Origin of the sequence: Synechococcus sp. RSCCF101 (genome assembly GCF_008807075.1) — a bacterium.
In the GTDB taxonomy this organism is placed as follows: domain Bacteria; phylum Cyanobacteriota; class Cyanobacteriia; order PCC-6307; family Cyanobiaceae; genus RSCCF101.
Genome location: NZ_CP035632.1, coordinates 840,877 through 863,871 on the forward strand (window position 1 = coordinate 840,877; position 22,995 = coordinate 863,871).

Sequence of the window (22,995 nt, forward strand, 5' to 3'; positions counted from 1 at the left end):
AACCGGCCAGACTGGGCCGGGGACTTCACCATGAAACGAATCCGACACACGCCCGAGCAGATCATCCGCAAGCTCAAGACTGCAGAGCAGCTGATCGCCCAGGGCAAGACCGTCAACGAGGTCTGCCGAGTGATCGAGGTGACGCAGCCGACCTACCACCGCTGGCGGCAGCAGTTCGGGGGGATGCAGGCCGAGGAGGCCAAACGGCTGACCCAGTTGGAGAAGGAGAACGCCCGACTCAAGAAGCTGCTGGCGGAAGCCGAGCTGGAGAAGGCGATGCTCAAGGATCTCGCCGAGGGAAACTTTTGAGCCCGGAACGCCGGCGCAGGGCGGTACTCGTCCTGCAGCAGCGTTACCGGGCATCGGAGCGGTTCACCTGCCGGGTTGTGGGTCAGAACCGCAGCACCCAACGCCATCACGGCACGGTCCCTGGGGCCGAGGAGACCAAGCTGCGGCGCCGGCTGAGGGAGATCGCTGCCGACCACATCCGCTGGGGCCGGCGAATGGCCCACCGCGTGCTCAGACGCGAGGGCTGGAGCGTGAATCACAAACGGGTGCAACGGATCTGGCGGGAGGAGGGTCTCCAGCGGCCTACCCCCGAAAGCAGAAGCGGGCACGGCCAGCGGACGGCTCAGTGCGGCGCCACAGGGCCGAGCATCCCCACCAGGTGTGGGCCATGGACTTTCAGTTCGACGCCACGGCCGATGGCCGGCGGCTCAAGTTTCTGAACGTGATCGATGAGCACAGCCGCCTCTGCCTGGCCATCCGAGTGGGCAGGCGTTGCAAGGCCAGGGACGTGGTGGCCGTGCTGGAGGAACTCACCAGCCTCTACCCGGCACCGGCGTTCATCCGGTGCGACAACGGCCCTGAATTCATCGCCCACGCCTTACGGCGTTGGTGCAGGACCAGCGGCACGACAACGGCCACGATCGAGCCAGGTTCCCCGTGGCAGAACGGCTTTGCCGAGTCGTTCAACGGGAGATTCAGGGATGAGTTCCTCAACACCGAGCTGTTCACCACAGCCCCAGAAGCTCAGATCCTGGCCGACCGCTGGCGCTGGGAGTACAACTCCCTCAGGCCGCATTCGGCCCTCCAGGGGCGTACGCCCCTGGAGGCAGCTCAACAAGGAGCTGCTGCATGACCATGACCAACCACTCTCATAAGGCCTGGACCGATAAAGGGGGTCACGTCAATGGATCCGATCACCGGGACCAGCGGCGAGGATGTGCTGGTCGGCACGCAAGTAGCCGACACCTTCCACTGGTCCGCTGGAAACGATGTCGTCTCAGGCTTCAGCGTCGAGCATGGCGATCTGTTCCAGATCACAGCCGACACCAGCTACACACTCCTGCAGTCGGGGACCGACGCCCAGTTGGTGACAGACGTCGGCACCACCACCTTCACCGGCATGACTGTCGATCAGCTTGTCGCCGAGCAAGCGTTGGTCGTCGTCTGATCGGACCACAGCAGCGTCCACTGACTCCAGTTCCGCCAGGCCTCAAAGGGGGGAATCAATCGCGAAACAGTGCTCGCCAGATCCGTTCCTGCTCGGCGGCCTCCGGTGTGCACTCAGCGGGGAATCCAGGAAGAAAGGCCTTGTCGGTTCTCGGGTCATAGGGTCCCTGCTTCAGCTCAAACAGCACCGAATCAGGGCTCAGGGCCACAAGGGTATGGCTCTGGCCCTGGCGAAGCTCCACACCGCGGAGCGGTCCATCCGCCTCCAGGCGCTCCTGAGCGATCACTGTGCCGTTGCCATCCATCAGGATCAGCCCGATCGCCCCCTGGAGCACGACCACACATTCGAACCCCGTGCCGGGCTGCCCGCGCAGATGGCGGTGGGGCCGCACGTATGTGCCGGGCTGCAAGACGTTGAGAAAGCGCTGCACCACATCGTGCGGCTCATGCAGGTTGTGATTCATGCGCCGTCGGGGCGAGCGGTGGGCCTGCCCGGCCACAGCGGCAAACAGCTCCTGATCCAGGCGGGTGTAGTCAGGCTCAGTCGGTTCGGCTGACGTGGAGTCCGGTGTCATGTGTGGCGGCCGGGTCGTCACTGCGCGGCCTCAGGCCACCATGTGCCGCGGATCGGATAGTGGTTCTCGGGATTGCGGATCCACTCCAGGCCGGAGACCAGCGTTTCCGGGTCCGGCCGCACAAACGGGTTGTTGGACAGATCCACCACCTGGATACGGCGCTGCTCGTTGATCACGAACAGACCTGGTTCCGCGAAGCGGTGATCCGTTTCCTTCTCGGAGCGCGGATTGGAGATGTAGAGACCCAGCTCCACCATGTGGCGATCGCTGAGCCCGTGAAACAGCGGGAAGGTCAGCTGAAGCCGCTGGCGGTGCTCCTGCAGCTGCTCCAAAGAATCGGCCGACACGGCCACCAGGTCGGTGGCAATGGCCTGCAGACGACCGACGAATGCCTCCAGCTGATTGAGGTAGCGGGTGCAGAGCGGGCAATGGCGCCCCCGGTACACCACCAGGATCCGCCAGCTGGCCGGGGCCATCGCCTGACCGATGTCGACGCGCTCACCCTGCTCCGAGAGCACGGGCAGCACCGGAAAGGGCGCTCCGGCCTGGAGTTTGAGCACAGCAGCGGAGGTCGGCACGGGATCAGGCAACAGCTCTGCACTGGATTGTGACTGGCCCGGCCAACGACGGTGCAACTCGTAAGCTCACCGTTGAGCAACAGGTTCCGGTGATGCCCGCACCCAACAGGGATGTGTTCGAAACCACACTCGCGGGACTCCTCAGCGATGACCAGCGCGCTGATGTCAGCCAGATCGAAACGCTGATGGAGCTGGCTGGCCAAGCGAGTCGAGAACGCGAGCTGGAGCACTACGAGGCCCTGGAGGTGGATCTGGAATCGAGAGAGGAAGGCGCCAGTGAGCTGCACGGCTTTCTCAAAGGTGCCATTCAGCTGATGCGAGCGAATGGGGTCAGTGAGCCCTTTCGCGACGAGTTTCTGATCCGAGCCTTCACACGTCTGCCAGTGGCCGTGCAACGTGAGCTGGCCGACGCGTTCTGGGAAGAGGATGCCGCTATCGCCTCACTGCTGACCAGCTATCTGCGCCTGAATCAGAGCGAACAGGCCGCCCTCATCCTCTGGCTTGACCACAAGGAAGACTCAACATGACGGATCGTCCCTACCTGGTCGCTCTGGCCCTCGTTGGCCAGGGGGAACGGCGGGCCATGCCCCTGGCCGGCCAGTCGCAGGCACCACTGAGCGAGGAGGCGAAGGCCACCTCCGAATCCACCATGGCTGAGCCACCGGAAGCCGCTCGCACCCTGGCGCTCGAACTGCTGCTGCGGATCTGGCAGCGAAGCGACGATGGACCGCTGCAGCGGACCAGCGGCAACGACAGCCTCCTGATCCTGGAGGTGCCGATGGAACGTCTGCCTGAGGATCTGCCCGCTCTGAAAGCCAAATGGATCCGCAGCGGTGAGACAGCCGCACTGCTGGAGGGCCTCCGCCGCATCTGCCCGCGCGGCTGGACCCTGACGATCGCCAAGCGGGAACCGATGCGATGGCAGGCCTGGTGACAGCACCGGCAGGGCAGCGATGACGGAACCGGCCAGCCGCACAGCCAACACGCTGGGCGCCATCCCGATGGTGCTGACCCTGAGTCACACCATCGACAGTGATCGGCTCAACGGAACCCAGGACAGCATCTTCGACACCTGGACCGTCCAGCTGCTCGGAGATGCAGCCCGGGGCAATTTCAATCTGGGGGCCGGCAACACCGTCGGCAGCCCCACGGGCACCGATTTCCAGGATCTTCAGGGAGGCAGCACTGGCGTCACACTCAGCCAGACCCACCTGAGTGAGGCGCTCAAGCGCTCCGGTGGTCTGCTTCCGGCTCTGAACGACCCATCCGGGAACCCGGATTACGTCCAGGCTTACGCCGCCAGCCAGGCTGCCATCGGTCAAGTCCTGGATCCGAGGGCCAGCAATCAGGACCTTCTGTCACTGCAGGAGGATTTCCCTGTCTTCTGGCTGCGCGACATCCAGAACGGTCAGCTGCTCTTCGCCACCGAGAGCCCGAGCGCGGTGTTCGAAGGCAGCACAGACAACGGCTTCATCAACAGTGATGCCGGCGCCCCGGATCCGTCCGTCTCGCAAGCGAACTACATCCTCTCGGAGTTCTATGTGGGCCAGAGCCCGGTGACGGCCGGGGTCAACACCAACAACGGCGACATCACCTACATCGAGCAATTCGGCATCCCCGCCAGCTTCAACATCTGGTACGGGGATGGCCGCGGCAACCTGTATCGAGGCGTCACCGACGAGAATGCGGCTGCACTGAGCGTGCCGGGCACAGGCAGTTATCTGAGCGGTGATCTCACAGCGGTGAACAACGGCTCCGCCTTCGCGGCCGAGCTGGTGCAACCCGAGTTTGACCCGCTGCGTTCCAGCCTGCTGAACCCGAAGCAGGACGGCACGCTCTACATCAGCCCCAAGAACACCTACCGCGGCGCCACCAACAGCATTGTGGCGCCGGAGTTCGGCGACTTCTACGACGCTTTCCACACACTCAGCAGCCTCCCATCGGGTCAGTGGCCGATCCGCTGGTCCGGTCAGTTCAACCAGGAGACGGCCTACCGGATCAGCAATGTGACCTTCGAGGGATTCGGGGACGTCACCACTCCCTTCCCCGATCTCTTTGATCAGCAGGCCTATGTGCGCATCGAGGCGCGCACCGGGGCCTACAGCAATGGTCAGCCTCCCTCAGAGAACGGTCTCACCGACAGCGTCACGCTGATCCTTCCCTGGTACGGCCTGCCCGATCTCAGCGGAGTGGGAGGCGTGGATCCATCCAATCCGGCACCTGCGGCCAATCGCTACCGGATCCTCAATGACGCGACCCTCACCAGTCAGCCCACCGGTGGCTGGTCCCTGCAGGCGCCGTCAACGTTCACGAGCACGGTGGCGCTCACACCCCAGACCAGCACGCTGCAGGCCCAACAGGGCAACACATCGGTCCCCCTCCTCAGCGGCAGCTATTCCCTGGGTGGTTATTACCAGTTTTATGAGGAGCTGGCCGGTTTCAGCGGCAGCCCTGGCCTACTCGACTGGCTGACGACAGAACTCCCCCTGCAGCCCAACACAGCCGGGCAGCCCTTCAGCCTCAGCGTGAGCGGCACACCCGCGGCCTCCATCGACTGGACCGCGCTCCCCTGGAGCGACGACAGCACCTATTCCCTGCAGGTCTCGTACGACGCAGACAGCCAGGAGTGGGCGATGCGGGGCAGCGGGCCGCAGTGGAACGGCATCGGTTCCGGGAGCATCTTCGAACTGCCGGGCGGCGGGCAGCTCCCGGGCGAAATCACGGCCAGCGTCAGCATCACGCAGGCACCCACCGGGGTGAGCGATCTGGAGCAGCTCCAGTTCATCACCAATGATCCCCAGGCCAACACACCCATCGATCGGTTCGAACTCAGGCCGAATGGAGCCACTGGTGAGGCCATCACTCTCAACCTCAAGGATCCGCTCAAGGCCAATCAGCTGATCAACAACGAAGCGGTGAACTATCTCGCCACGACGGTGGGCATCCTCGGTGCAGCAGCGGGGTATCTCTACCAGGAGAACGGAAGTGGCGGTTTCACCCTCCAGCCTGATCTCACCAACGATGTGCTGGGCACGATCGTCGGGGATTTTGTCTCCCTGGTCAATGCCGGCCTGCTGGGCGCACCGCGGTCGTTCACCTACGACGGCAACACTCTGCCGGTGGGCCAGCTGGCTCAGTTGGATCCCAGCTACACCGTCAGCAACGGAACGGTCACCGTCTCGCCCTGGTTCGACAAGGAAGCCGGTCCTGTGGCCGCTGGGCTCTTCGGTGCATCGGTGTGGGATGACAGCAGCTCCGCATCCCAGGGCCCCTACTTCAACACCTGGGCATCCCAGGTGAATGCCTACGCACCGAATGTGTATGGCTTCGGCCTGAGCGACCGCTTCCGCGACGGCTACAACGTTCCCTTCAATCTCGAGCGACGAGACCTGAGCCCGGAGCAGCAGAGCGAGGTGCAGCTGCTGCAGTTCAACCCACAGGCCACCTCAGCGGCGGATGCCTTCATCCGTACCGATGCGGCCTCAGCCTCGGTGAGCAGCCTGTATCCCCTGTTCGCGGAATTCCAGATCGGAGGGTTCGAGGGAGGGAGCACCAGCTTTTTCCCCGACTACCGCTCCGCAGCCACACCGCCGCCCTCCCCGGCGCCCGCTCCCTCCCCAGCGCCAACTCCGACTCCTCCTCCATCCCCCACTCCAACACCATCGCCATCCCCGGCTCCAGAACTGCTCGATCCAGGCAACCGTGGGCTGCTGCCTCGAACAGCAGCTCCTGGCTTGCGGACCATCGCCATCGGTAGCGACACCGCCAATGCCATCAACGGCACAGGCGCCGGCGACTTTCTGGCCGGGCGCGGAGCCGATGATGTGCTCAGTGGAGAACGCGGCAATGACGATCTGCGCGGCAACGACGGCTCAGATGTGCTGATCGGTGGGTCGGGATCCGATGCGCTCCGCGGTGGGAAGGGAAGGGACCGCCTCAACGGAGGCCAGGGCGATGATCTGCTGTCGGGCGGGCTGGGCTCGGACGTGCTGCTGGGCGGCGATGGAGACGACGTGCTGAACGGCAACCAGGGCTCCGACACGATGACCGGGGGCCTTGGGGCCGATCGGTTCCTGCTCAACCGCGGCAACGATCTGATCACGGATTTCGATCTCGCCCAGGGGGACCGGCTGGTTGTGCTGGCAGGACAACCGCTCACCTTCTCTCAGGACGGTGGCGACCTGTTGATCAGCCGCGATGGATTCGGGGTCACACGGTTGCTCAACACCGACCTGATCGCCCTGCAGCAGGCCAATCCAGCGGCGATCGAGGTGATCTGAAGCTCCCTGAGCAGCATCCATCGCCTGATGCCAGGCTGGCGCCGGCGAACAGCGGCGCTCAGCCCAAGGTTGGCGGGTGGTCCGGCCCGCCTGCGCCAGGATGAGCCGGATGAGAATGCTCATCTCACCACAGTGGTGCGATGAAGTGGACCAACGTGCTGGCCCTCGTGCTCCTGCTCGCATCGGCCGGACCTGAGGTCGCGACGGCTGCGCGAGCGAGTGAGCGGGTCAGGCCGCAGGCCGAGCTGGACTCGGGCCGATCGGTGCTGGCCACCGGGAGCTGGCCGGTGGAGCGGCTTGCTGCGAGCGCCGCGTTGTTTCCGGGCGAGGAGATGCTCGCCACCAACGGCATCGAATCACTGAACTACTTCCGGCGGGGGGATCCGGACCGGCCACTGGTGATCTTCGTGCCAGGAGGTTTCCATCTGGCGCGGGTGGCCTATGGCGTGCCTGGGGCCAACGACAGCGACTTCCTGGCCCACTGGCTGGGCAAGCGTGGCTACTCGTTCCTCGGCACGTCCTATCCCACGGGCAACGCGGTCTATTCGAGGGTCTACCCCGACTTTTCCATCCGCGACTGGGGCCGGCAGGTTGCGGCAGTCGCCAGGCACTACGTCGACCGCAACGGGCTGTCGGGCGAGGTGATCGTTCTGGGCTGGAGTGCGGGCGGTCAGATTGCCCAATCCGTTTACGAGGCCTGCCAGCAAGCGGGGCTGAGGATGAGTCTCTACGTCTCATTGGCCTCCACACCACCCGTCCCACTGCTGCTCTCTGCGCCAGGAGCGATTTCCAGGGAGGAGAATGGCTTGTCATCAGCGCCGCAGTTCTACAGCCTCTTCCGGCGCTACGTGCGGGCCCAGGACGCCATGAATGGTCACACCATCATCCCCTGGGATCGGTTTGAACGGGACGTTCTGGGAGACATCCCGGTGGCGCTCAATGCCATCATGATTGCCTCGCGCTACAGCAACGGCACTTTCGTCCAGGACCTGGAATGGGCCATCAACGACACCGGTGCCCTGAAGTACAGGGATTTCCCCTTCGCTGTGACGATTTCAGGTGACAGGGTGTTGGACAACGACCATGCGCTCACCGACCGTGGCAACTGGGGTTTTTACCAGATTCAGCATCTGTACCGCAGCCTTGTTCTGCCCGTCCTGAGCCAGTCCGAGTCCATTGATCCGCGCGACTGGCAGGCCCTGATGGACATGATGGACAGCGCCACGTCAGGGCTGCTCAACGCCCGGGTACCGGGCAACCACTTCTTCTGGTATGGCGAGGTGGGTGCCCGCTCAACCGTTCAGCAGATCGACCGCCTTCGCGATCGTGCCGCCAACCTCAGGGGGGAGATCAGAGCCCGGCTCAGGACCATCAGGGCCCAGTGATCCCGCCAGCCCGCCACTGGGCTCCTGGATGACGCAGCTCATCCAGAGGGATCTGTCAGGAAAGACAGGCGCCCATGGAATGATCAGCCCATCCCAGGCGATGACCGGAAGATCGATCGATCCTGAAAGAGCGGGACCAGCATCAGGGCCAGGACGCTGTGACTGACACGGCGAGAGAGTGTGACTGAACGGTGAATCGCTGCTTTGATGTCGCAAGGGTGACACATCCTGGGGCGATGCGGCGCTTGGGATGCGCCATCGCAGAGAAGAAAGTGCCACCGCCCCCCTACAGATGAAGGATTCTTCCAGCCGATCCTTCAGATGAAGGATGGAGGACTCATCGCGCAGGGAGAGCATGAGATCACAGGACAGGAGCAGAAGACCCGACGCTCAACACGGCAGGCCTGCTTCGTTCCGGCCCTGGTTCATCAGCACCATCATTTCTGGAGCACAACCATGGCCGACACATTCATTGACCCCATCACGCAGTACAGCAGCGAGCACGCATTAGAGACCAACAACTCATTTCTGGGTGTTGGACCGGTCGTCATCGACCCCTTGACCGGCGCAGCAGGGATCATCGAGACGGAAGACGTCCCGACTGATCAAGACACTTCGCCAGGATCACCGACAGCACCAGTTCCGGATCAACCACAGCTGCATGCACCGGTTGCACCAGATTCTGAGCCAGCATCCATCAGCATGTTGGGCGATCGAAACGACATCTTCAATCGTGTTCCCGACTTCGATGCTCCGGTCGTTGCCTCAGCTGGACAGAAATACAGCACACACCATCAATGGTTGCAGGTCATCGATAGCCCTGGCAACGAGGAGCCAACGCTCATCCGCGCAACAGGTGCGGCTCGTGTCGAGATTCAGGGTAACCAGGACGCGATCATCATCGCCGACATCCCCCTCGGGGGATACAGCTCCAATCCGATGGTTCTGGAAGGGGGTGGCGGATCGGATTTCATCGCCAACTGGACAGGGATGAGTCATGCCGACTGGCTGGCTGCCGATGCCTCGACCATCTTTGACATTGAGCGTGACCGCACGGTCTTCGATGGTGTTGGCTACACCTCCGACATCATGAATGGTGGTGCTGGTGACGACTTCATCGTTACCGGCTACGGCAGCGACCTCGTCGACGGTGGCTCCGGCAATGATGTCATCTGGGTGGATGGGATGGGGAAATACACCCCTGAGTTTGATGATTCAATCGGTGGCTACGATCCGAACACCTGGCACTTCGATCAGAACACACTCACCGGTGGCGAGGGTTCCGACACCTTCATCGTCAGCACCTTTGCCCAGCAGATGCTGAGCTACGAATTTGACCCAGGCTCCTTCCGGGAATTCAGCAACCAGAACAGTTGGACGGACGATACCCGTGATATCGGGATCAAGATCGGCTCCAAGACGCCCGTCATCGGCGATTTCATCGATGTTGTCGGCGAGGTCAGCCGCGTCATCGGCGGCTACACCAGTCCCACCTACAAGCAGTTCGACTGGACGCCTCCCTCCCTCACCATGGACATCCCCGCACCGGAGAAGTCGCAGATCATCACCGACTTCAATCCCCTCGAGGATGTGCTGATCGTTGATCTGGTGCCCGAGAACGACACACGCCTCACCTTTAAGGCCAAGGACCCCCAGCAGGGCTTCGGATTCCACATCCACCAAGTCAACATGGCCACACCCCTGCTCGATGTGACCCTCAACCTCGATGAGGTCAAGGAGCAGCTCGGCAATGCCTACGGCTCCCTCAGCGACCGTGACCTGAGCGAGGCCCTGCTCAACTCCATCCAGCGCAGCTACCTCTACCTCGATGGCGCCAACGATTCGGTGGCCACCGGCGCCCAGCTGGACAATGCCGTCTCCACCGACCTGGGCTGGCTCGGCCACAACCAGATGGCGTCCTTTGGGGCGGTGGGGGCTCCCCTGCTGGAGATGGGCGGGCTGGTCAACATCAATCACCTCACCGGCACCAACGGCGCCGAGCTGATTGCCGGCTTCTCCACCGAGTCCTGGCGGCCGGAATCACCCCTCAATCACGACGTGAGCCTCTATGGCTTCGGAGGGGACGACATCCTCATGGGCGGGGGCGGCAACAACCAGCTCCACGGCGGTGACGGCAACGACACCGCCTTCTACAACACCGACCTCGCCGGCAACCGCCGCGCCTTCGGGATCACGGTCGACATGGCCGACACCACCACCGTCAGCTGGGGCAACGGCAACTCGGGCACCTACTTCACCGTCGACCACGGCACCGTGGCCGACATCACCAATGCCCAGGCCTTCACCGACCAGCTGTTCGACATCGAGAACATCACCGGCAGCATGTTCGATGATGTGATCCGCGGTGATGACAACGACAACATCCTCACCAGCGGCGAGGGAGACGACATCCTCGCCGGCCGCGGTGGTGCCGACACCTTCGTGCTCAGCGGCGGCAGCAACACCATCGAGGACGCCAGCGGGGAGGACAGCGTCGAGATCCTCGCCGACGCCTACAGCTTCTCCGGCAGCCAGCCAGCCTTCCTCATCTCCGAGATCGATCGCAACGGCGACCGCACCATCACCTCCAGTGGCGGTGATCTGGTGGCCACGCTCAACGACCAGGAGGGCAGCGGCTTCGATCCGATCACCAGCATCCGCATCATCGATGCCGATGGCAACAGCCTCGATGCCGACCTCACCTTTGATGTGCCCGTCGATCCGCCGATCGATCCCGAACTCCCCGGCACCGATCCGCTGCCCGGCGATCCCATCACCGGCACCGATGGCAACGACATCCTCATGGGCACTGATGCGGCGGACACCTTCCACTGGTCCGCAGGCAACGACCTGGTCAAGGGCTTCTCCTTTGAGCACGGCGACCTGTTCCACATCACCGCCGACACCAGCTACGCCATCGTCCAGTCCGGCTCCGACGCCCAGCTGGTCACCGACGTCGGCACCACCACCTTCCTCGGGGTCACGGCCGATCAACTGGTCGCCGAGCAGTCAGTGGTGATCGTCTGATCCACCGAGACCTCAGGTGAGGTCAGAGGTTCACTCCCCCCCTCGGCTCTCACTCCGGGGGGGGGGTCTCATGAGCACTCGAAATGAGGAAGCTCTCAACCGCCAGGTCGAAAGAGCACATGGATCGAATGAACGAACGAATCGAACAGCAGCTCTGAGTTCACAACGGCCTTTGCCTCAGGTCCACATGGAGATCCTGAACAGCAGGATGAGTCGACCATGGTCGATGCAGGGAGTATTCATCGCGATCGTCCCATTGTTGATCAATGGGTTGCCATGGGAGAGCCATAGAGTCGCCATCCATCCAGCACTGGATCTCACACCAATAGCGGCACCTTGATCTGTCCAGTGAAGGCATCAACCATCTCCCGATCGGATCATGGATGGCCATGGTCACGGAGTCCAACGATCCAGCGCCGGCCGCTCAACGCACTCGGGCAGCCTTTCGGCCGGCCTGCGACTGCAGAACAACTAGAGTGCTCTCAGACACTGCAGCGCTGTTGCACGACAACAACTGCACCGGCCCTGTGGCCGCCCTGCCCCCGCGGTTCCGGCTGCGCGTCAGCCCATGAGCACGCAGGCCGAGAAGCAGCCGGACTCCGGCATGCTGTCCATGCTCCAGGGCCTGAGCGATGCGTCGGAGCACATCGGTCTTCTGGAACGCACACGCGAGGTGCTTGAGCGCCTCAGCCACTACCAGGTGCTGGTCTGCAATCCCAACCGAACCTTCGGGCATCTGCTGATCACTCAGCTCAGTGCGCTGACCCGTCAGGGACCGGCGCAGCAACTGCTGGGTGTGGCCCACTCCAGCGACGAGGGACGCTCCCTGATCGGGCGGGTGACCGGTCGCCTCCTGGTCATCACCACCGTGTCCCTCAGCGATGGACCGGTGCATGACTGGCTGCGGGAACTCGCTCAGCGCCCCACTCCCACCGATGTGTTGGTGGTCATGGATTCAGCGCACCGCACCACCGTGCAGTCGGTGCTCGAGGCCGGCGCCAACGCCGTGGCGGTGCAGGCCAACATCGGGCAGGGTGCCCTGCTGCAGGCCCTCCAAGCCATGGAGCAAGGCGATCGATACATCGACGGCGACTGCCGCGCCGCCCTGGCGGATCAGAGCACGGCCAGTGACGAGCTGTCCGTGCGGGAGGTGGAGATTCTCCAACTGGTGGCCGAAGGCCTTTCCAACAAGGAGATCGCCCAGCAGCTGGTGATCGCGGATGTCACCGCGCGAGATCATGTGCAGAAGATCCTGCGCAAACTTGGTGTTGACAACCGCACTGCTGCTGTTCTTGCCGGCGTAAGACAGGGCTATCTGCACTGGACCAACACCTGACGACGATCCCTGCGCTGCAAACTCACAACGAATGTGACTGGGATGTGACTCTCCCCAGGGGGACAGCCAGAAGACCGGCTCTCTGACGGTGGGCGCCCGTCATGGCGTCCACCAGCGCACGCAAAACCCTTCAGATGAAGGGTGACGCGGCCCGACCCTCGCCGGGAGAGTGAGCCCGTCCCGAGAGGTCCTCATCGTGGCTCAACTGTCTCTCTCCTTCTCCCCCACATCCCAGTGGTCTGGGGTGTTTGAAGGCACGCTTCAAATCACCAACACCGGCAGCACAACGCTGAATGACTGGTCGCTGGTCTTCAGCAGTCCCTTCGAATTGCGCTCCGTTTCTGACTTCACTCTCAACCAGCAGCAACAGGCCGATGGCAGCTGGCGAATCACCCTCACCCCTCCCAACTGGGGGGGGGCCCTGGCGCCGGGGTCCAGCTCCAGCTCCTACGCGCAGGGTCTGATTCCCGGTGGCGGACTGCTCCCAGATCTCGCGGAGACCGCCAGCCTGCTGAGCAGCGACGGCAGCGGCACGCCGCCGGTGGAGCCAGGCCCCGTGGATCCGGCACCAGTGGATCCGGCACCGGCGGATCCGGATCCAGTGGATCCCGCACCCGTGGATCCCGCACCGGTCGACCCCACTCCTGTCGACCCCTTGCCGCCCACCAGCGGCAGCGGTGACAGCGGCCTCTGGTCGGGCTCCTTCTATGCGCCCTACGTGGACATGACCCTGTATCCCGTGCCGGATCTCGACGGCCTGGCCCGGGCCAACGGCGTGGGCATGTTCACCCTCGGCTTTCTCCAGGCCACACAGGACGGAACGCCGGCCTGGGCAGGCCTGCCGGCCCTCTCGCTCGACAGCAGCAACGAGCAGGCCATCGCCATCCGCCGGGAGATCGAGCAGCTGCGTGCCGCCGGCGGCGATGTGATGGTGTCCCTGGGCGGTGCCTCCGGCATCAGCCTCTCCCAGTCGGCCGCGGCATCGGGCCGCAGCGCTGCCGAGCTGGCCGACACCTACGTGGCCATCGTGGACGCGCTGGGGCTGAAGGCCATCGATTTCGACATCGAAGGCGCTGCGGTGGCCGACCCTGTGGCCAACGCCCTCAACAGCGAGGCCCTGGCCCTGATGCAGGCGGCCCGGCCCGACGTGGCCACCTGGTACACCCTGCCGGTGCTGCCGCAGGGGCTGACCCTCGATGGGCTCAACGTGGTGGAGGCCGCCCTTCAGGCGGGGGTGCGCCTGGACGGGGTGAACGTGATGGCCATGAACTACGGCGACATCGTGGCGCCCCCCGGACTTCAGAGCCAGGGCGAGTACGCCATCGATGCCGCCGAGAGCACCTTCGCCCAGATGTCGGAGCTGTTCGGCCGCTATGGGCAGAGCTTCGGCTGGGATCAGATGGGGGTGACCCCGATGATCGGCGTCAACGATGTGACCAGCCACATCTTCACGCCGGCCGATGCCCAGCTGGTGGAGGACTTCGCCCGGCAGCAGGGCCTCGGCATGCTCTCGATGTGGTCGATGGCCCGCGACACCCCCGGACCGATCGGCCAGGTGAGCCCGGTGCACTCCGGCCAGGACGCCGCCGCTGGCAGCTTTGCCGCCATCTGGGAGGACTACGGCATCGATCCGGTGATCAGCGGGGGCGGCGGCGACACCCCCGGGGGCGATCCGGGCACCGGCGGCGGGCCCGCTGATCCGGCGGACCCCGTCACCAATCCGGGTGGCGGTGGCGAGCAGCTGGTGGAGATCGGTGGAGCCAGCCTGCGGCTCACCGCCCAGGCCGGAGTGGCCGAACGCTTCCGCCCCTCCTACGCCTGGGGCCGCGATCTGGTGATCGAGGGCTTCCTGCCCGGAGAGGACGTGCTGGATCTGACCGGCTTCTGGGCCGAGGGCCAGCAGGCCCGGGTGCTGCAGACGCCGGACGGGGCGATGGTGGATCTGCCCTTCAATCAGCAGACCATCAGCCTGCCCGGCGTGAACGCCTCTGCGCTCGATGGCGGCTCCCTCGTGATCTGGGGCGTCTGATCCGGGTGCACCGGTGGGCGGAATCGGTGCCGCCCACCGGCCCCACAGGAGCGTCAGAGAGGCAGCAGCACCCCATCGGAGGAGGCATCTCCTCCCAGCCCAGGCACGCTCACCCCAGGCAGGGCATCCAGCTGCTGATCGCTCAGGGGCGTGCCGCCGAGGGTCTGCACGGAGCGGGCCAGAGCCCCCACCAGGCCGGCGTTGTAATCGAGAGCCACCTCGTTGCTGATGTAGTCGCTGCGCCGATCCACATAGACGGTGTCGGAGGCGGCACTGGGACCGCCCACCAGGGCACCATGCAGCACATGACGATTGGGCTGATCGGACTCGAAGTCCTCCCAGCCCACGCCGGAGGCAGCGCGGTGATGGGGCTGGAGCGGAAAGCGATCGCCGTAGCCGACCACGTAGCTCATCGCGAGGGGATTGTCCCCGAGGATGTAGGCAACCGAGTCGTTCACCAGCAGGTCGTAGCCCGTGCTAGCCCCGGTCACCGTGTCGGTATAGATGCCCGCCAGCAGGGCGGTGTTGGCCATGTAGCGCAGCGAACCCCAGGGGCTGATGAACCGCAGGCCACCCTCGGTGAGCTGCACGCCGTTGCCGCCCTCCTGCCAGCTGTCGAGCCAGGTCTCGATCGAGGCGCGCAGGGCCGGATCCTCGCTGTCCTGCGCCAGAAGCACCGCCGCGGCGTAGGAGCTGTCGTCCCAGTTGTGGGTCCAGCCGGCGCTGAGGCCGCCGATCCCGCTCTCAAAGCGCTGCAGGGCCTGCTGCCGCAGGGCCTCATGACCGGGCTGCCCATCAGCTTCGAGGGCCCGCGCCAGCCAGGCCGAGGAGAGGGTGAGCTCGTCCTCATCACCGCTGAAGGAGTTGTAGTAGGCCTGAACCTCGGGGATGGAATCGGAGTAGCGGCCCCGGTGGCTGTGGGCGAAGTCGTGGAGGGCTTCGGCCTCCTCGAGGAGGGTGTCGGCATAGGCGCTCTCACCGGCCTGCCGGAACAGCACCGAGGCGGAGGAGAGAGCCGCCGAGGTGATGCCGGCCAGGTCCGATCCGGGTTGATCGGGGGTGATCGCCAGGGCGGGCCGGAGGATGGTCTGGGTCTCCGGAGCGCTCCAGAGGGCGTGATCAGCCGCCACATCCCCCACCTGGGCGACGAGGAAGCGGGTGCTGCCGTCCGGGTTCTGCTCATGGGCCCGCAGCAGATAGTCCGTGCCCCAGCGGACCGTCTCGAGCAGGGCATCCGTCTCGCCGGCCAGAGCGAAGCCGTCGGCGTACTCCAGGCCGCCCCAGGCCAGGGTCATCAGGCTGGAGGCCAGCGGCAGACCGAATTTGCCGTGATCACCGGCGTCGTGATAGCCGCCGCTGAGATCGAGGCTGAGGCCCGGCTGCAGGTTCTCAGACTGCATCCCCCCGAAGTACACCCCGTCGCGGCCATCGGTGAGGCCCGAATCGCCGCGCCAGTCGATGCGGTTGCTCGTCTCATCCAGATCGCCGGAGCGGTTGGCCTCGTAGAAGAGCAGCGACAGCTGGAGCGCCTCGGCGGCGTTGATGGGTGCACCGGTTGAAGGAGGCTCGCCAGTCCCCGGGGGTGGCGGCTCTGCGGAGGGTGAATCGGGAACCGGTTGGGGTTCTGCCGGTGCAGGCGGATCCATCGGAGCAGGTGAATCCTGAGGGGGGGACGGATCCACACCGGGGATGGCCGCAGCGCCATCCACACGGCACCAGAGCATGGCCTCCTCCAGAGCACCGCTGTTGCCGATGGAGCGGCCCTGTTGACCGTTGAAGCCCACCGTCACCGCCTGACCGGCGGGGAGCACCGCACCCCAGCCATCGCCGCTCAGGTGGTAGCGGGTCACGCCGTTGCCCAGATCCTCAGACCGCAGCGAGGCCCCCCAGGGGGTGTCGCTGATGAAATGAACGCTGTCGAAGCTGAGGCTCCAGCCGGAGAGATCGCGGCCGGAACGATTCTCGATCGTGAGCTCGGCGGTGAAGCCATCCCACCAGCGCGTTCCGCCCACCGTCACGGCCAGATCCGCCGCGGCCGCCGGTCCATCTGCCGGTGGAGCATCTGCGGGTGGGGCATCCGCAGGCGGACCGGGCTGCGGCTCGATGGGGTCAGGCTCAGGGGGATTCTCCGGAACGCCGGACGCCACCAGATCACTCAGGCTCAGGCTCCCCCCCGCGCCGAGATCGACCCCCTGCCGGCCGTTGAAGCCGATGCGGATCGACCCGCCGGCGGGGATGGAGGCCGCCCAGTCGCTGCCGCTCAGGCGGATCCGGTTCAGACCGTCGACGCCGGGCTCAACCTGCGCTGTCGCTCCCCAGGGATCGCCCTCAAGCCGATGCGGCGTCACGAAGCGGATCGTCCAGTCGTTGATCGGGACATCACCGCGATTGATCAGCGTGAGTTCGGCCGTGAAGCCTCCCCACCAGATGGAACCGGCCAGCGCAAGCTCCAGGTCTGTGCTGTGCCGACCATTCGCCAACAGCTGGACCGCCGTTGCTGATGCCGTGGACATGGGACTGTCATCGCGTCTCCGACAGCCATACGGCAGATGGGCCGGGCGTGAACACCGTGCATCTGTCGGGTTCTGGGCGGCGCAACAGCCTCAGTTCAGGTAACCCTCCCGCAAAGCGGCCACCGCGGAGGAGGCCCGATCGCGCGTGCCGAGCTTGCGCATCGACGACTGCAGATAATCCCTCACGGTGGAAGGGGCCAGATGCATCCGCTCAGCAATCTCGAGATTGGTGAGGCCTTCCCCCACATGACTGAGCACGTCCACCTCCCTTCGGCTGAGCTCCATCCGCCCACCGGCAGGCTCCGGATCGGAGGAGGCCCGCCGCGAGCGGCGGATCAGATTCTCATCGAGATAGCGCTCGCCGCAGAGCATCGCCTCCACGGCATGGTTGACAACGCCCGTGCCCAGACTGCTCTCGAGAAACACACAATCCGCACCACAATCCACGGCCTCATCCACGATCACCCGGTGGTTGTGGGTGAGCAGCAGCATGCAGCGCAGCGGTGGATCGTGGCGCTTGAGCGCGCGGATCAGCTCGAGCCCGCTGCCGTCCTCCAGGTGTTCACTCACCACGGCCACGTGCGGCTCGCGCTGCTCCTCGATGTAGGCCAGCGCCTCGGCGGCACTGGTGCAGATCTCCACCCGGCGCGTGCAAGGCACCATGCTCACCAGCCGGGCCGAGGTGACGGCGAAGAGCCTGGGATAGAGACAGCAGAGCAGGTTCACATCCCGGAGCAGCACGCGGAACAGATCGCTGCGGGCCATGAAGGTCTCGGCGTGGGGATCCAGCTCCATCGCGCCTGTTATGCCTGATCCCTGACGTGATCCTATCGGCGGCATTCCGCGCCTCCGCCCCCGCCCGCACGAGGATGTCCGGCCAGTCCCGCCAAGCGATCGTGAGCCAGAGCAGTGCCGTGCCGCTGAAGCCTCTGCCCGCCACCGCGGCCCGCAGCGGCCTGCTGGAGGGCCTGGCCTTCCTGAGGGACCCGGGCTTCGCCGATCGCCGCTTCGCGGAACATGGCGATGTGTTCCGCACGGTGCTCTTCGGGGAGTCGATGGTGTTCGTGCGCGGCGGCCGCGCGATCGAGGACCTCTTCGCCCAGAGCGATCGCCTGAGCGGTTGGTGGCCGGGCAGCGTTCGCCAGCTGCTCGGCCCCCTGTCCCTCGCCAACCGCACCGGTGACGCCCACCGGGCGCGGCGCCGGGTGGTGGGGCAGCTCTTCACCACAGCGGCGCTGCGGCGCTACAGCCCGTCCCTGATCGCGCTGGTGGACGGCCTGGCGGAGGAGCTCAGCCGCAACGCCGATCCGGCTGAGGCCGGCAGCCGGGAGCCGGTGGCCCTGGCCCCTCTGATGCGCCGCTTCGCCTTCCAGGTGATCGCCACCACGGTGCTCGGGCTCGGGCCGGAGGACCGCGACGCCCTGTTCGCCGACTTCCAGATCTGGACGCGCGGTCTGTTCGCACCGCCGGTGAACCTGCCCGGCGGCCGGTTCCGACGGGCCCAGGCCGCCCGGGTGCGCCTGCTGAGCCGCCTGCAGTCGATCCTCGAGCAGGCGCGGCGGGCTGTGGCAGCCGGAGGCCCTCCCGTGAGTGGGGGGCTCGATCTGCTCAGCGGCGGCCTGGATGAGGCCGGCCTGTCGCTCACCGATGACGACGTGGTGGAGCAGCTTCTGCTGCTGCTCTTCGCCGGGTACGAAACCACCGCCTCCACCCTCAGCTGCCTGATGCTGGCGCTGCTGCAGCAGCCTGAGGCCGCGGCCTGGCTGGACGAGGAGCTCGAGGGCCTGAGCTGGCCTCCGCAGCCGGAGCGGGCCCTGACCGCCTACGACGCCAGCCGGGCACCGCGGCTGGACGCGGTGGTGCGGGAGGTCATGCGGCTGACACCTCCGGTGGGCGGCTTCTTCCGCCGCAGCCAGGAGCCCATCGCCCTGGCGGGGGTGGCGGTGCCGGCCGGGCAGGTGATCCAGGTGAGCCTGGCGGCCACGAATCAGCTGGCGGACGGCGACGGCGACCAGGAACGCAGCGGCATCATCGACCTGGATCGCTTCCGGCCCCAGCGCCATCTGGAGCCGGGAGGCAGCGGTGTGACGCTGCTGCCCTTCGGCGGCGGCGAGCGGGTCTGCCTCGGCAAGGCTCTGGCGGAGCTGGAGATCCGGCTGCTTGCCGTGGGCGTGCTGCGTCGCCTGCGCTTCTCCCTCGCCCCCGATCAGGACCTGAGCCTGGAGGTGATTCCCAGCCCCACCCCCCGGGACGGCCTGCGGGTGCTGGTGAGCCGGCGGGAGCCCTGAACGACCTCAGGGGACCTCAGGCTTCCAGCCCCTGCTCCAGCTCCCAGGTGCTCACACCGGTCTGGGAGCGCTCCCACTGGCGCCGCCGCAGCCGTTCGTAGGAGCGGCAGAACCCCTCACCCAGCCGCTTCCGCAGCACCGCATCGCGGCCGAAGGCCTCGAGCGCTTCCCCGAGGCTGCCGGGCAGGGGCGCCACCTGGCTGCCCACCGGTGTGGGGTCCACGTAGCTGTTGGTGTCGAGACGCGACCCGGGATCCAGCTCCCGCTCGATGCCATCGAGACCTGCGGCCAGGATCCCGGCCTGGAGCAGATAGGGATTGGCGGAGCCGTCGGGCAGACGCAGCTCGAAGCGCTGGTCATCGGGGATGCGCACCATGTGGGTGCGGTTGTTGCCGCTGTAGCTGATGCCCCCCGGCGACCAGGTGGCCCCCGAGAGCGTGGGGGGAGCGGCCAGGCGCCGGTAGCTGTTCACCGAGGGATTGGTGAGGGCGCAGAGGGCCGGGGTGTGGTGCAGCACACCGGCCAGGAAGCGGTAGGCCAGCGGGGAGAGGCCCAGCTCGCCATCGGGGTCGTGGAACAGGTTGCGGCCCTCAGGGGTCCAGAGGGACACATGGCAGTGACAGCCGTTGCCGGTGAGCCCGGCCACGGGTTTGGCCATGAAGCAGGCCCGCAGACCCTGCTGCTCCGCCAGGGTCTTGGCCATCACCTTGAAGAAGGCATGCCGATCAGCCGTGACCAGGGCGTCGGCATAGCTCCAGTTGATCTCGAACTGGCCGTTGCCATCCTCGTGATCCGCCTGGTAGGGGCCCCAGCCCAGCTGCTCCATGCCGTCGATCAGGCTGCTGATCAGCGGGTAGCGGCGCATCAGGGCCAGCTGGTCGTAGCAGGGCTTCTCCTGGATGTCGCGCCGGTCGGCGACGGTGGGCGTTTCGGGATCCAGCAGGAAGAATTCCGCCTCCACCCCGCTGCGCAGCTGCAGGCCTCGCTCCGCCGCCGCCTGCCGCTGCCGCAGCAGCACCGCCCGCGGCGCCTCGTCCACCGTCTCACCGCCCACCCGGAGATCGGCCGCCACCCAGGCCACCTCCGGCTGCCAGGGCAGCACCATGGCGCTGTCGGGATCCGGGATAGCCAGCACATCCGGGTCGGCGGGCGTCATGTCCAGCCAGGCGGCGAAGCCCGCAAAGCCGGCGCCCTCCCGCTCCATCGCGGCGATGGCACTGCGGGGCACCAGCTTGGCCCGCTGCACGCCGAAGCCATCGGCGAAGGAGATCAGGAAGAAGCGGATGCCATGGCGGTCGGCCAGGGCTTCGAGGCGGCTCAAGGGGCAGCGGACGGAGGCATCGGCCAGCCTCTCCTCGGCCGGCTCAGGCTGCGGTCGTCATTGCTGCGGTCACTGGTCCAGCGGTTGGCGTTCCAGCGGACGGCGCAGACGTCACCAACCCGCCAGCAACACCTCGAGGGCCTCTCGCAGCTGCCCCTGCTCCTCGGGCGCCTCGCGGGGATTGCCGGCGCGATGCCCCAGAACCGAGGCGAAACTGCGGTAGCGGGCGCCCGGGATGCGCTCCGCCTCGGCGGCCAGATCCTCGGGCGGAAAGTAGAGATCCTGCTCACACCCCACCACCATCACCCGGGCGCGGATGCCCGCCAGTGCGGCCGCCAGGTCCCCGCCATGCCGCCACTGCGACACGTCATGGGCGAGCCAGGTGTCGAGCATGGCGATCAGGTTGCGCGGATCGTGGCGCCGGTACAGCGGCAGCCAGAAGCGCTCCACGTACTCCTCCACGGAGTCGCAACCGGCCTGCAGGTGACCGCCGGCGCGGTAGAAGGCCTGGCTGGCCGCCCAGCTGGCGTAGATCGTGGCGAACTGGCGCAGCCCCGCCAGCGGTTCCGCTGTGAACCCCTCACCGGTCCAGTGGGGGTCGGTGGTGAGGGCCTGGCGCAGGCTGAGCAGAAACAGGCGGTTGTGGGGGCTGGTGCGCGCCGTGCCGCCGATGCAGAGCAGCCGTTCCACCCGCTCGGGCTGCTGCACCGCCCACTGGTAGGCCTGCTGCGCCCCCATCGACCAGCCCAGGATCAGCGGCACCCGCTCGAGGCCGAACACCTCCTGCAGCAGACGCCTCTGGGCGCGCACGTTGTCGCTGTGGTGGATCCGCCAGCCCTGCTCCTGCAGGCCCATGGCGCTGTTGCCGGGGCTGCTGCTGCGGCCGTTGCCGAAGCTGTTCACCAGCAGCACGCAGTGGCGCTGCGGATCGAGCAGCGGCCCCACCAGCCACTCCAGGTCGGCCGCGCTGCCGCCGTAGTAGCTGGGCACCAGCACGAGATTGGAGCCGTCGTCGCGCAGCCGGCCGATGCAGCGGTAGCGGAGCTCGGCCCGCTCCAGCTCCCGGCCGCAGGCGAAGCGGAAGCGGCCGAGGGAGTGAAGCCTGTCGCCGGTCCCGGCCGCCGCCGTCACGAGCGGGACAGGGCGGGAGCAACGGGATCCGCCGCTGCGGCGGCCGGAGGAGCGAGCTGATCGAGCCGGGCCAGCAGCCCTCTGTGCACGGCGAGATAGCCGGGCGCGCAGTGCTCCAGACGCGGTGCCACCAGAGCGTGGAGACGGTGCAGCGCATGAAACGGCACCGAGGGATAGAGGTGGTGTTCGGCGTGGAAGGGCATCTCCCACATCAGCCAGCGCAGCGGCGCCAGGGTGAGGGTGGTGCGGGTGTTGGCCAGCGGGTCGTTGTTGTAAGCGCAGCCGGTGTGCTCGGCCAGGAGCACAAAGCGCAGAAACGGCTGGCCGAGGGCCAGGGGCAGCAGCCAGTTCCACCAGAGCAGTCCGGTGTGGCTCCACCAGGACGCAGCGCCGATCAGGCCATAGAGGCTGAGCTGCAGCGCCACGGAGCGGCGCACGGGGCCGAGGGCCTCCGGCGGCAGATAGGGCATGCCTGCGCTGCGGCCCAGCAGCAGGCTCAGGTGGGTCTGCACCTTGCCGGCCCACCAGGGCAAGCCGCTGAGCTGCAGCAGATAGGCCGCCAGGCTGGTGGGAACGACATCATCAAGCTCCGGATCGCGGCCGGGCTGATGGGTGAAGCGGTGGTGCCACTGGTGGTAGCGGCGGTAGAAGTCGGCGTTGTAAAAGCTGAGCAGACCGCAGACCCACGCCACGCTGTCGTTGAGGATCTGGCTGCGGAAGGCCGTGCGGTGACCGCACTCATGCATCGGGGCGAAGCAGGTGGCCAGAGCGATGCCGCTCAAGAGCAGCGCCGGCAGCCGGATCAACCAGGGCAGATCAGGCTGGCGCCAGAGCCAGCCGCCGGCGCCGATCACCAGCAGGTGAGCGATGCAGCGGACTGCGGCCGGCCCATCGGAGCCGGCATTGAGATCACGCAGTTGCTCCCGGCTCAGTAGCACCGGTCCGCGACGCTCCGTCGGTTGCTGCTCATCCATCGCTCTGCCCACTGATTGGGATAGCCGTGGCGCTCTGCCGTGCCGGACGGGCCGGGGAGCCTCCACTGCGAGCGTTCTAATCAGGGAGGCAGTCCTGCCGCGG

At 66.2% G+C, this 22,995-nt stretch carries 16 protein-coding genes and 1 pseudogene; 10 read left to right on the forward strand and 7 right to left on the reverse strand.

From position 1 onward, the window contains the following. Positions 1 to 30: 30 nt before the first annotated feature. Positions 31 to 1,141, forward strand: a pseudogene (locus tag EVJ50_RS04090) (IS3 family transposase). 51 nt (positions 1,142 to 1,192) lie between these two features. After that, on the forward strand, positions 1,193 to 1,456 hold the full coding sequence (locus EVJ50_RS04095; RefSeq protein WP_150882483.1) for a hypothetical protein: 264 nt from the start codon (positions 1,193 to 1,195) through the stop codon (positions 1,454 to 1,456). Positions 1,457 to 1,511: 55 nt separating this feature from the next. Here the strand turns inward: EVJ50_RS04095 and EVJ50_RS04100 are convergent, their stop codons facing one another. Both EVJ50_RS04100 and EVJ50_RS04105 read right to left on the reverse strand, forming a co-directional pair. Then, positions 1,512 to 2,030 (reverse strand): WbuC family cupin fold metalloprotein, encoded by a 519-nt coding sequence (locus EVJ50_RS04100; RefSeq protein WP_150882484.1) that lies wholly within the window; start codon positions 2,028 to 2,030, stop codon positions 1,512 to 1,514. A gap of 17 nt (positions 2,031 to 2,047) precedes the next feature. Continuing rightward, positions 2,048 to 2,608 (reverse strand): redoxin domain-containing protein, encoded by a 561-nt coding sequence (locus tag EVJ50_RS04105; RefSeq protein WP_225323075.1) that lies wholly within the window; start codon positions 2,606 to 2,608, stop codon positions 2,048 to 2,050. Positions 2,609 to 2,637: 29 nt separating this feature from the next. On the opposite strand from EVJ50_RS04105, the gene EVJ50_RS04110 reads away from it, so the two are divergent. The 7 genes from EVJ50_RS04110 to EVJ50_RS04140 all read left to right on the forward strand — a co-directional run bounded on the left by EVJ50_RS04110 (position 2,638) and on the right by EVJ50_RS04140 (position 14,665). Beyond that, entirely contained in the window at positions 2,638 to 3,135 is a 498-nt protein-coding gene (locus tag EVJ50_RS04110) for a hypothetical protein (RefSeq protein ID WP_150882485.1), read from the forward strand. Further along, positions 3,132 to 3,542, forward strand: a complete 411-nt coding sequence (locus tag EVJ50_RS04115) for a hypothetical protein (RefSeq protein ID WP_150882486.1) — start codon at positions 3,132 to 3,134, stop codon at positions 3,540 to 3,542. The genes EVJ50_RS04110 and EVJ50_RS04115 overlap by 4 nt, the downstream gene beginning before the upstream one ends. Before the next feature lie 19 nt (positions 3,543 to 3,561). Then, the gene (locus EVJ50_RS04120) at positions 3,562 to 6,888 is read left to right on the forward strand and encodes a calcium-binding protein (protein WP_150882487.1); all 3,327 of its coding nucleotides are present in this window, start codon (positions 3,562 to 3,564) and stop codon (positions 6,886 to 6,888) included. Positions 6,889 to 7,175: 287 nt separating this feature from the next. Next, on the forward strand, positions 7,176 to 8,273 hold the full coding sequence (locus EVJ50_RS04125; RefSeq protein ID WP_225323076.1) for a hypothetical protein: 1,098 nt from the start codon (positions 7,176 to 7,178) through the stop codon (positions 8,271 to 8,273). 939 nt (positions 8,274 to 9,212) lie between these two features. Further along, the gene (locus tag EVJ50_RS04130) at positions 9,213 to 11,300 is read left to right on the forward strand and encodes a hypothetical protein (protein WP_150882489.1); all 2,088 of its coding nucleotides are present in this window, start codon (positions 9,213 to 9,215) and stop codon (positions 11,298 to 11,300) included. A 568-nt stretch (positions 11,301 to 11,868) separates the two neighbouring features. Then, positions 11,869 to 12,636, forward strand: coding sequence for a response regulator transcription factor (locus EVJ50_RS04135; protein ID WP_150882490.1), 768 nt, complete (start codon positions 11,869 to 11,871; stop codon positions 12,634 to 12,636). Between the two features lie 196 nt (positions 12,637 to 12,832). Continuing rightward, a complete protein-coding gene (locus tag EVJ50_RS04140) occupies positions 12,833 to 14,665 on the forward strand; it encodes a glycosyl hydrolase family 18 protein (RefSeq protein WP_191964865.1) in 1,833 nt (610 codons plus the stop codon). A gap of 53 nt (positions 14,666 to 14,718) precedes the next feature. Here the strand turns inward: EVJ50_RS04140 and EVJ50_RS04145 are convergent, their stop codons facing one another. Then, positions 14,719 to 17,178, reverse strand: a complete 2,460-nt coding sequence (locus tag EVJ50_RS04145) for a glycoside hydrolase family 9 protein (protein WP_150882492.1) — start codon at positions 17,176 to 17,178, stop codon at positions 14,719 to 14,721. 90 nt (positions 17,179 to 17,268) lie between these two features. Beyond that, complete coding sequence (locus tag EVJ50_RS04150) at positions 17,269 to 17,973, reverse strand: response regulator transcription factor (protein WP_150882493.1); 705 nt, start codon at positions 17,971 to 17,973, stop codon at positions 17,269 to 17,271. Between the two features lie 74 nt (positions 17,974 to 18,047). On the opposite strand from EVJ50_RS04150, the gene EVJ50_RS04155 reads away from it, so the two are divergent. After that, on the forward strand, positions 18,048 to 19,466 hold the full coding sequence (locus EVJ50_RS04155) for a cytochrome P450 (RefSeq protein ID WP_150882494.1): 1,419 nt from the start codon (positions 18,048 to 18,050) through the stop codon (positions 19,464 to 19,466). A 16-nt stretch (positions 19,467 to 19,482) separates the two neighbouring features. Here the strand turns inward: EVJ50_RS04155 and glnT are convergent, their stop codons facing one another. The 3 genes from glnT to EVJ50_RS04170 form a co-directional block, all read right to left on the reverse strand. Beyond that, a complete protein-coding gene (glnT, locus tag EVJ50_RS04160) occupies positions 19,483 to 20,787 on the reverse strand; it encodes a type III glutamate--ammonia ligase (RefSeq protein WP_191964866.1) in 1,305 nt (434 codons plus the stop codon). Between the two features lie 111 nt (positions 20,788 to 20,898). Next, positions 20,899 to 21,918, reverse strand: coding sequence for an alpha/beta fold hydrolase (locus tag EVJ50_RS04165; protein ID WP_150882495.1), 1,020 nt, complete (start codon positions 21,916 to 21,918; stop codon positions 20,899 to 20,901). Then, positions 21,915 to 22,892 carry a fatty acid desaturase gene (locus EVJ50_RS04170; RefSeq protein WP_150882496.1) on the reverse strand — a complete coding sequence of 326 codons (978 nt, stop codon included), beginning with the start codon at positions 22,890 to 22,892 and terminating at the stop codon, positions 21,915 to 21,917. Before EVJ50_RS04170 ends, EVJ50_RS04165 begins: the two co-directional genes overlap by 4 nt. Positions 22,893 to 22,995 lie beyond the last annotated feature (103 nt).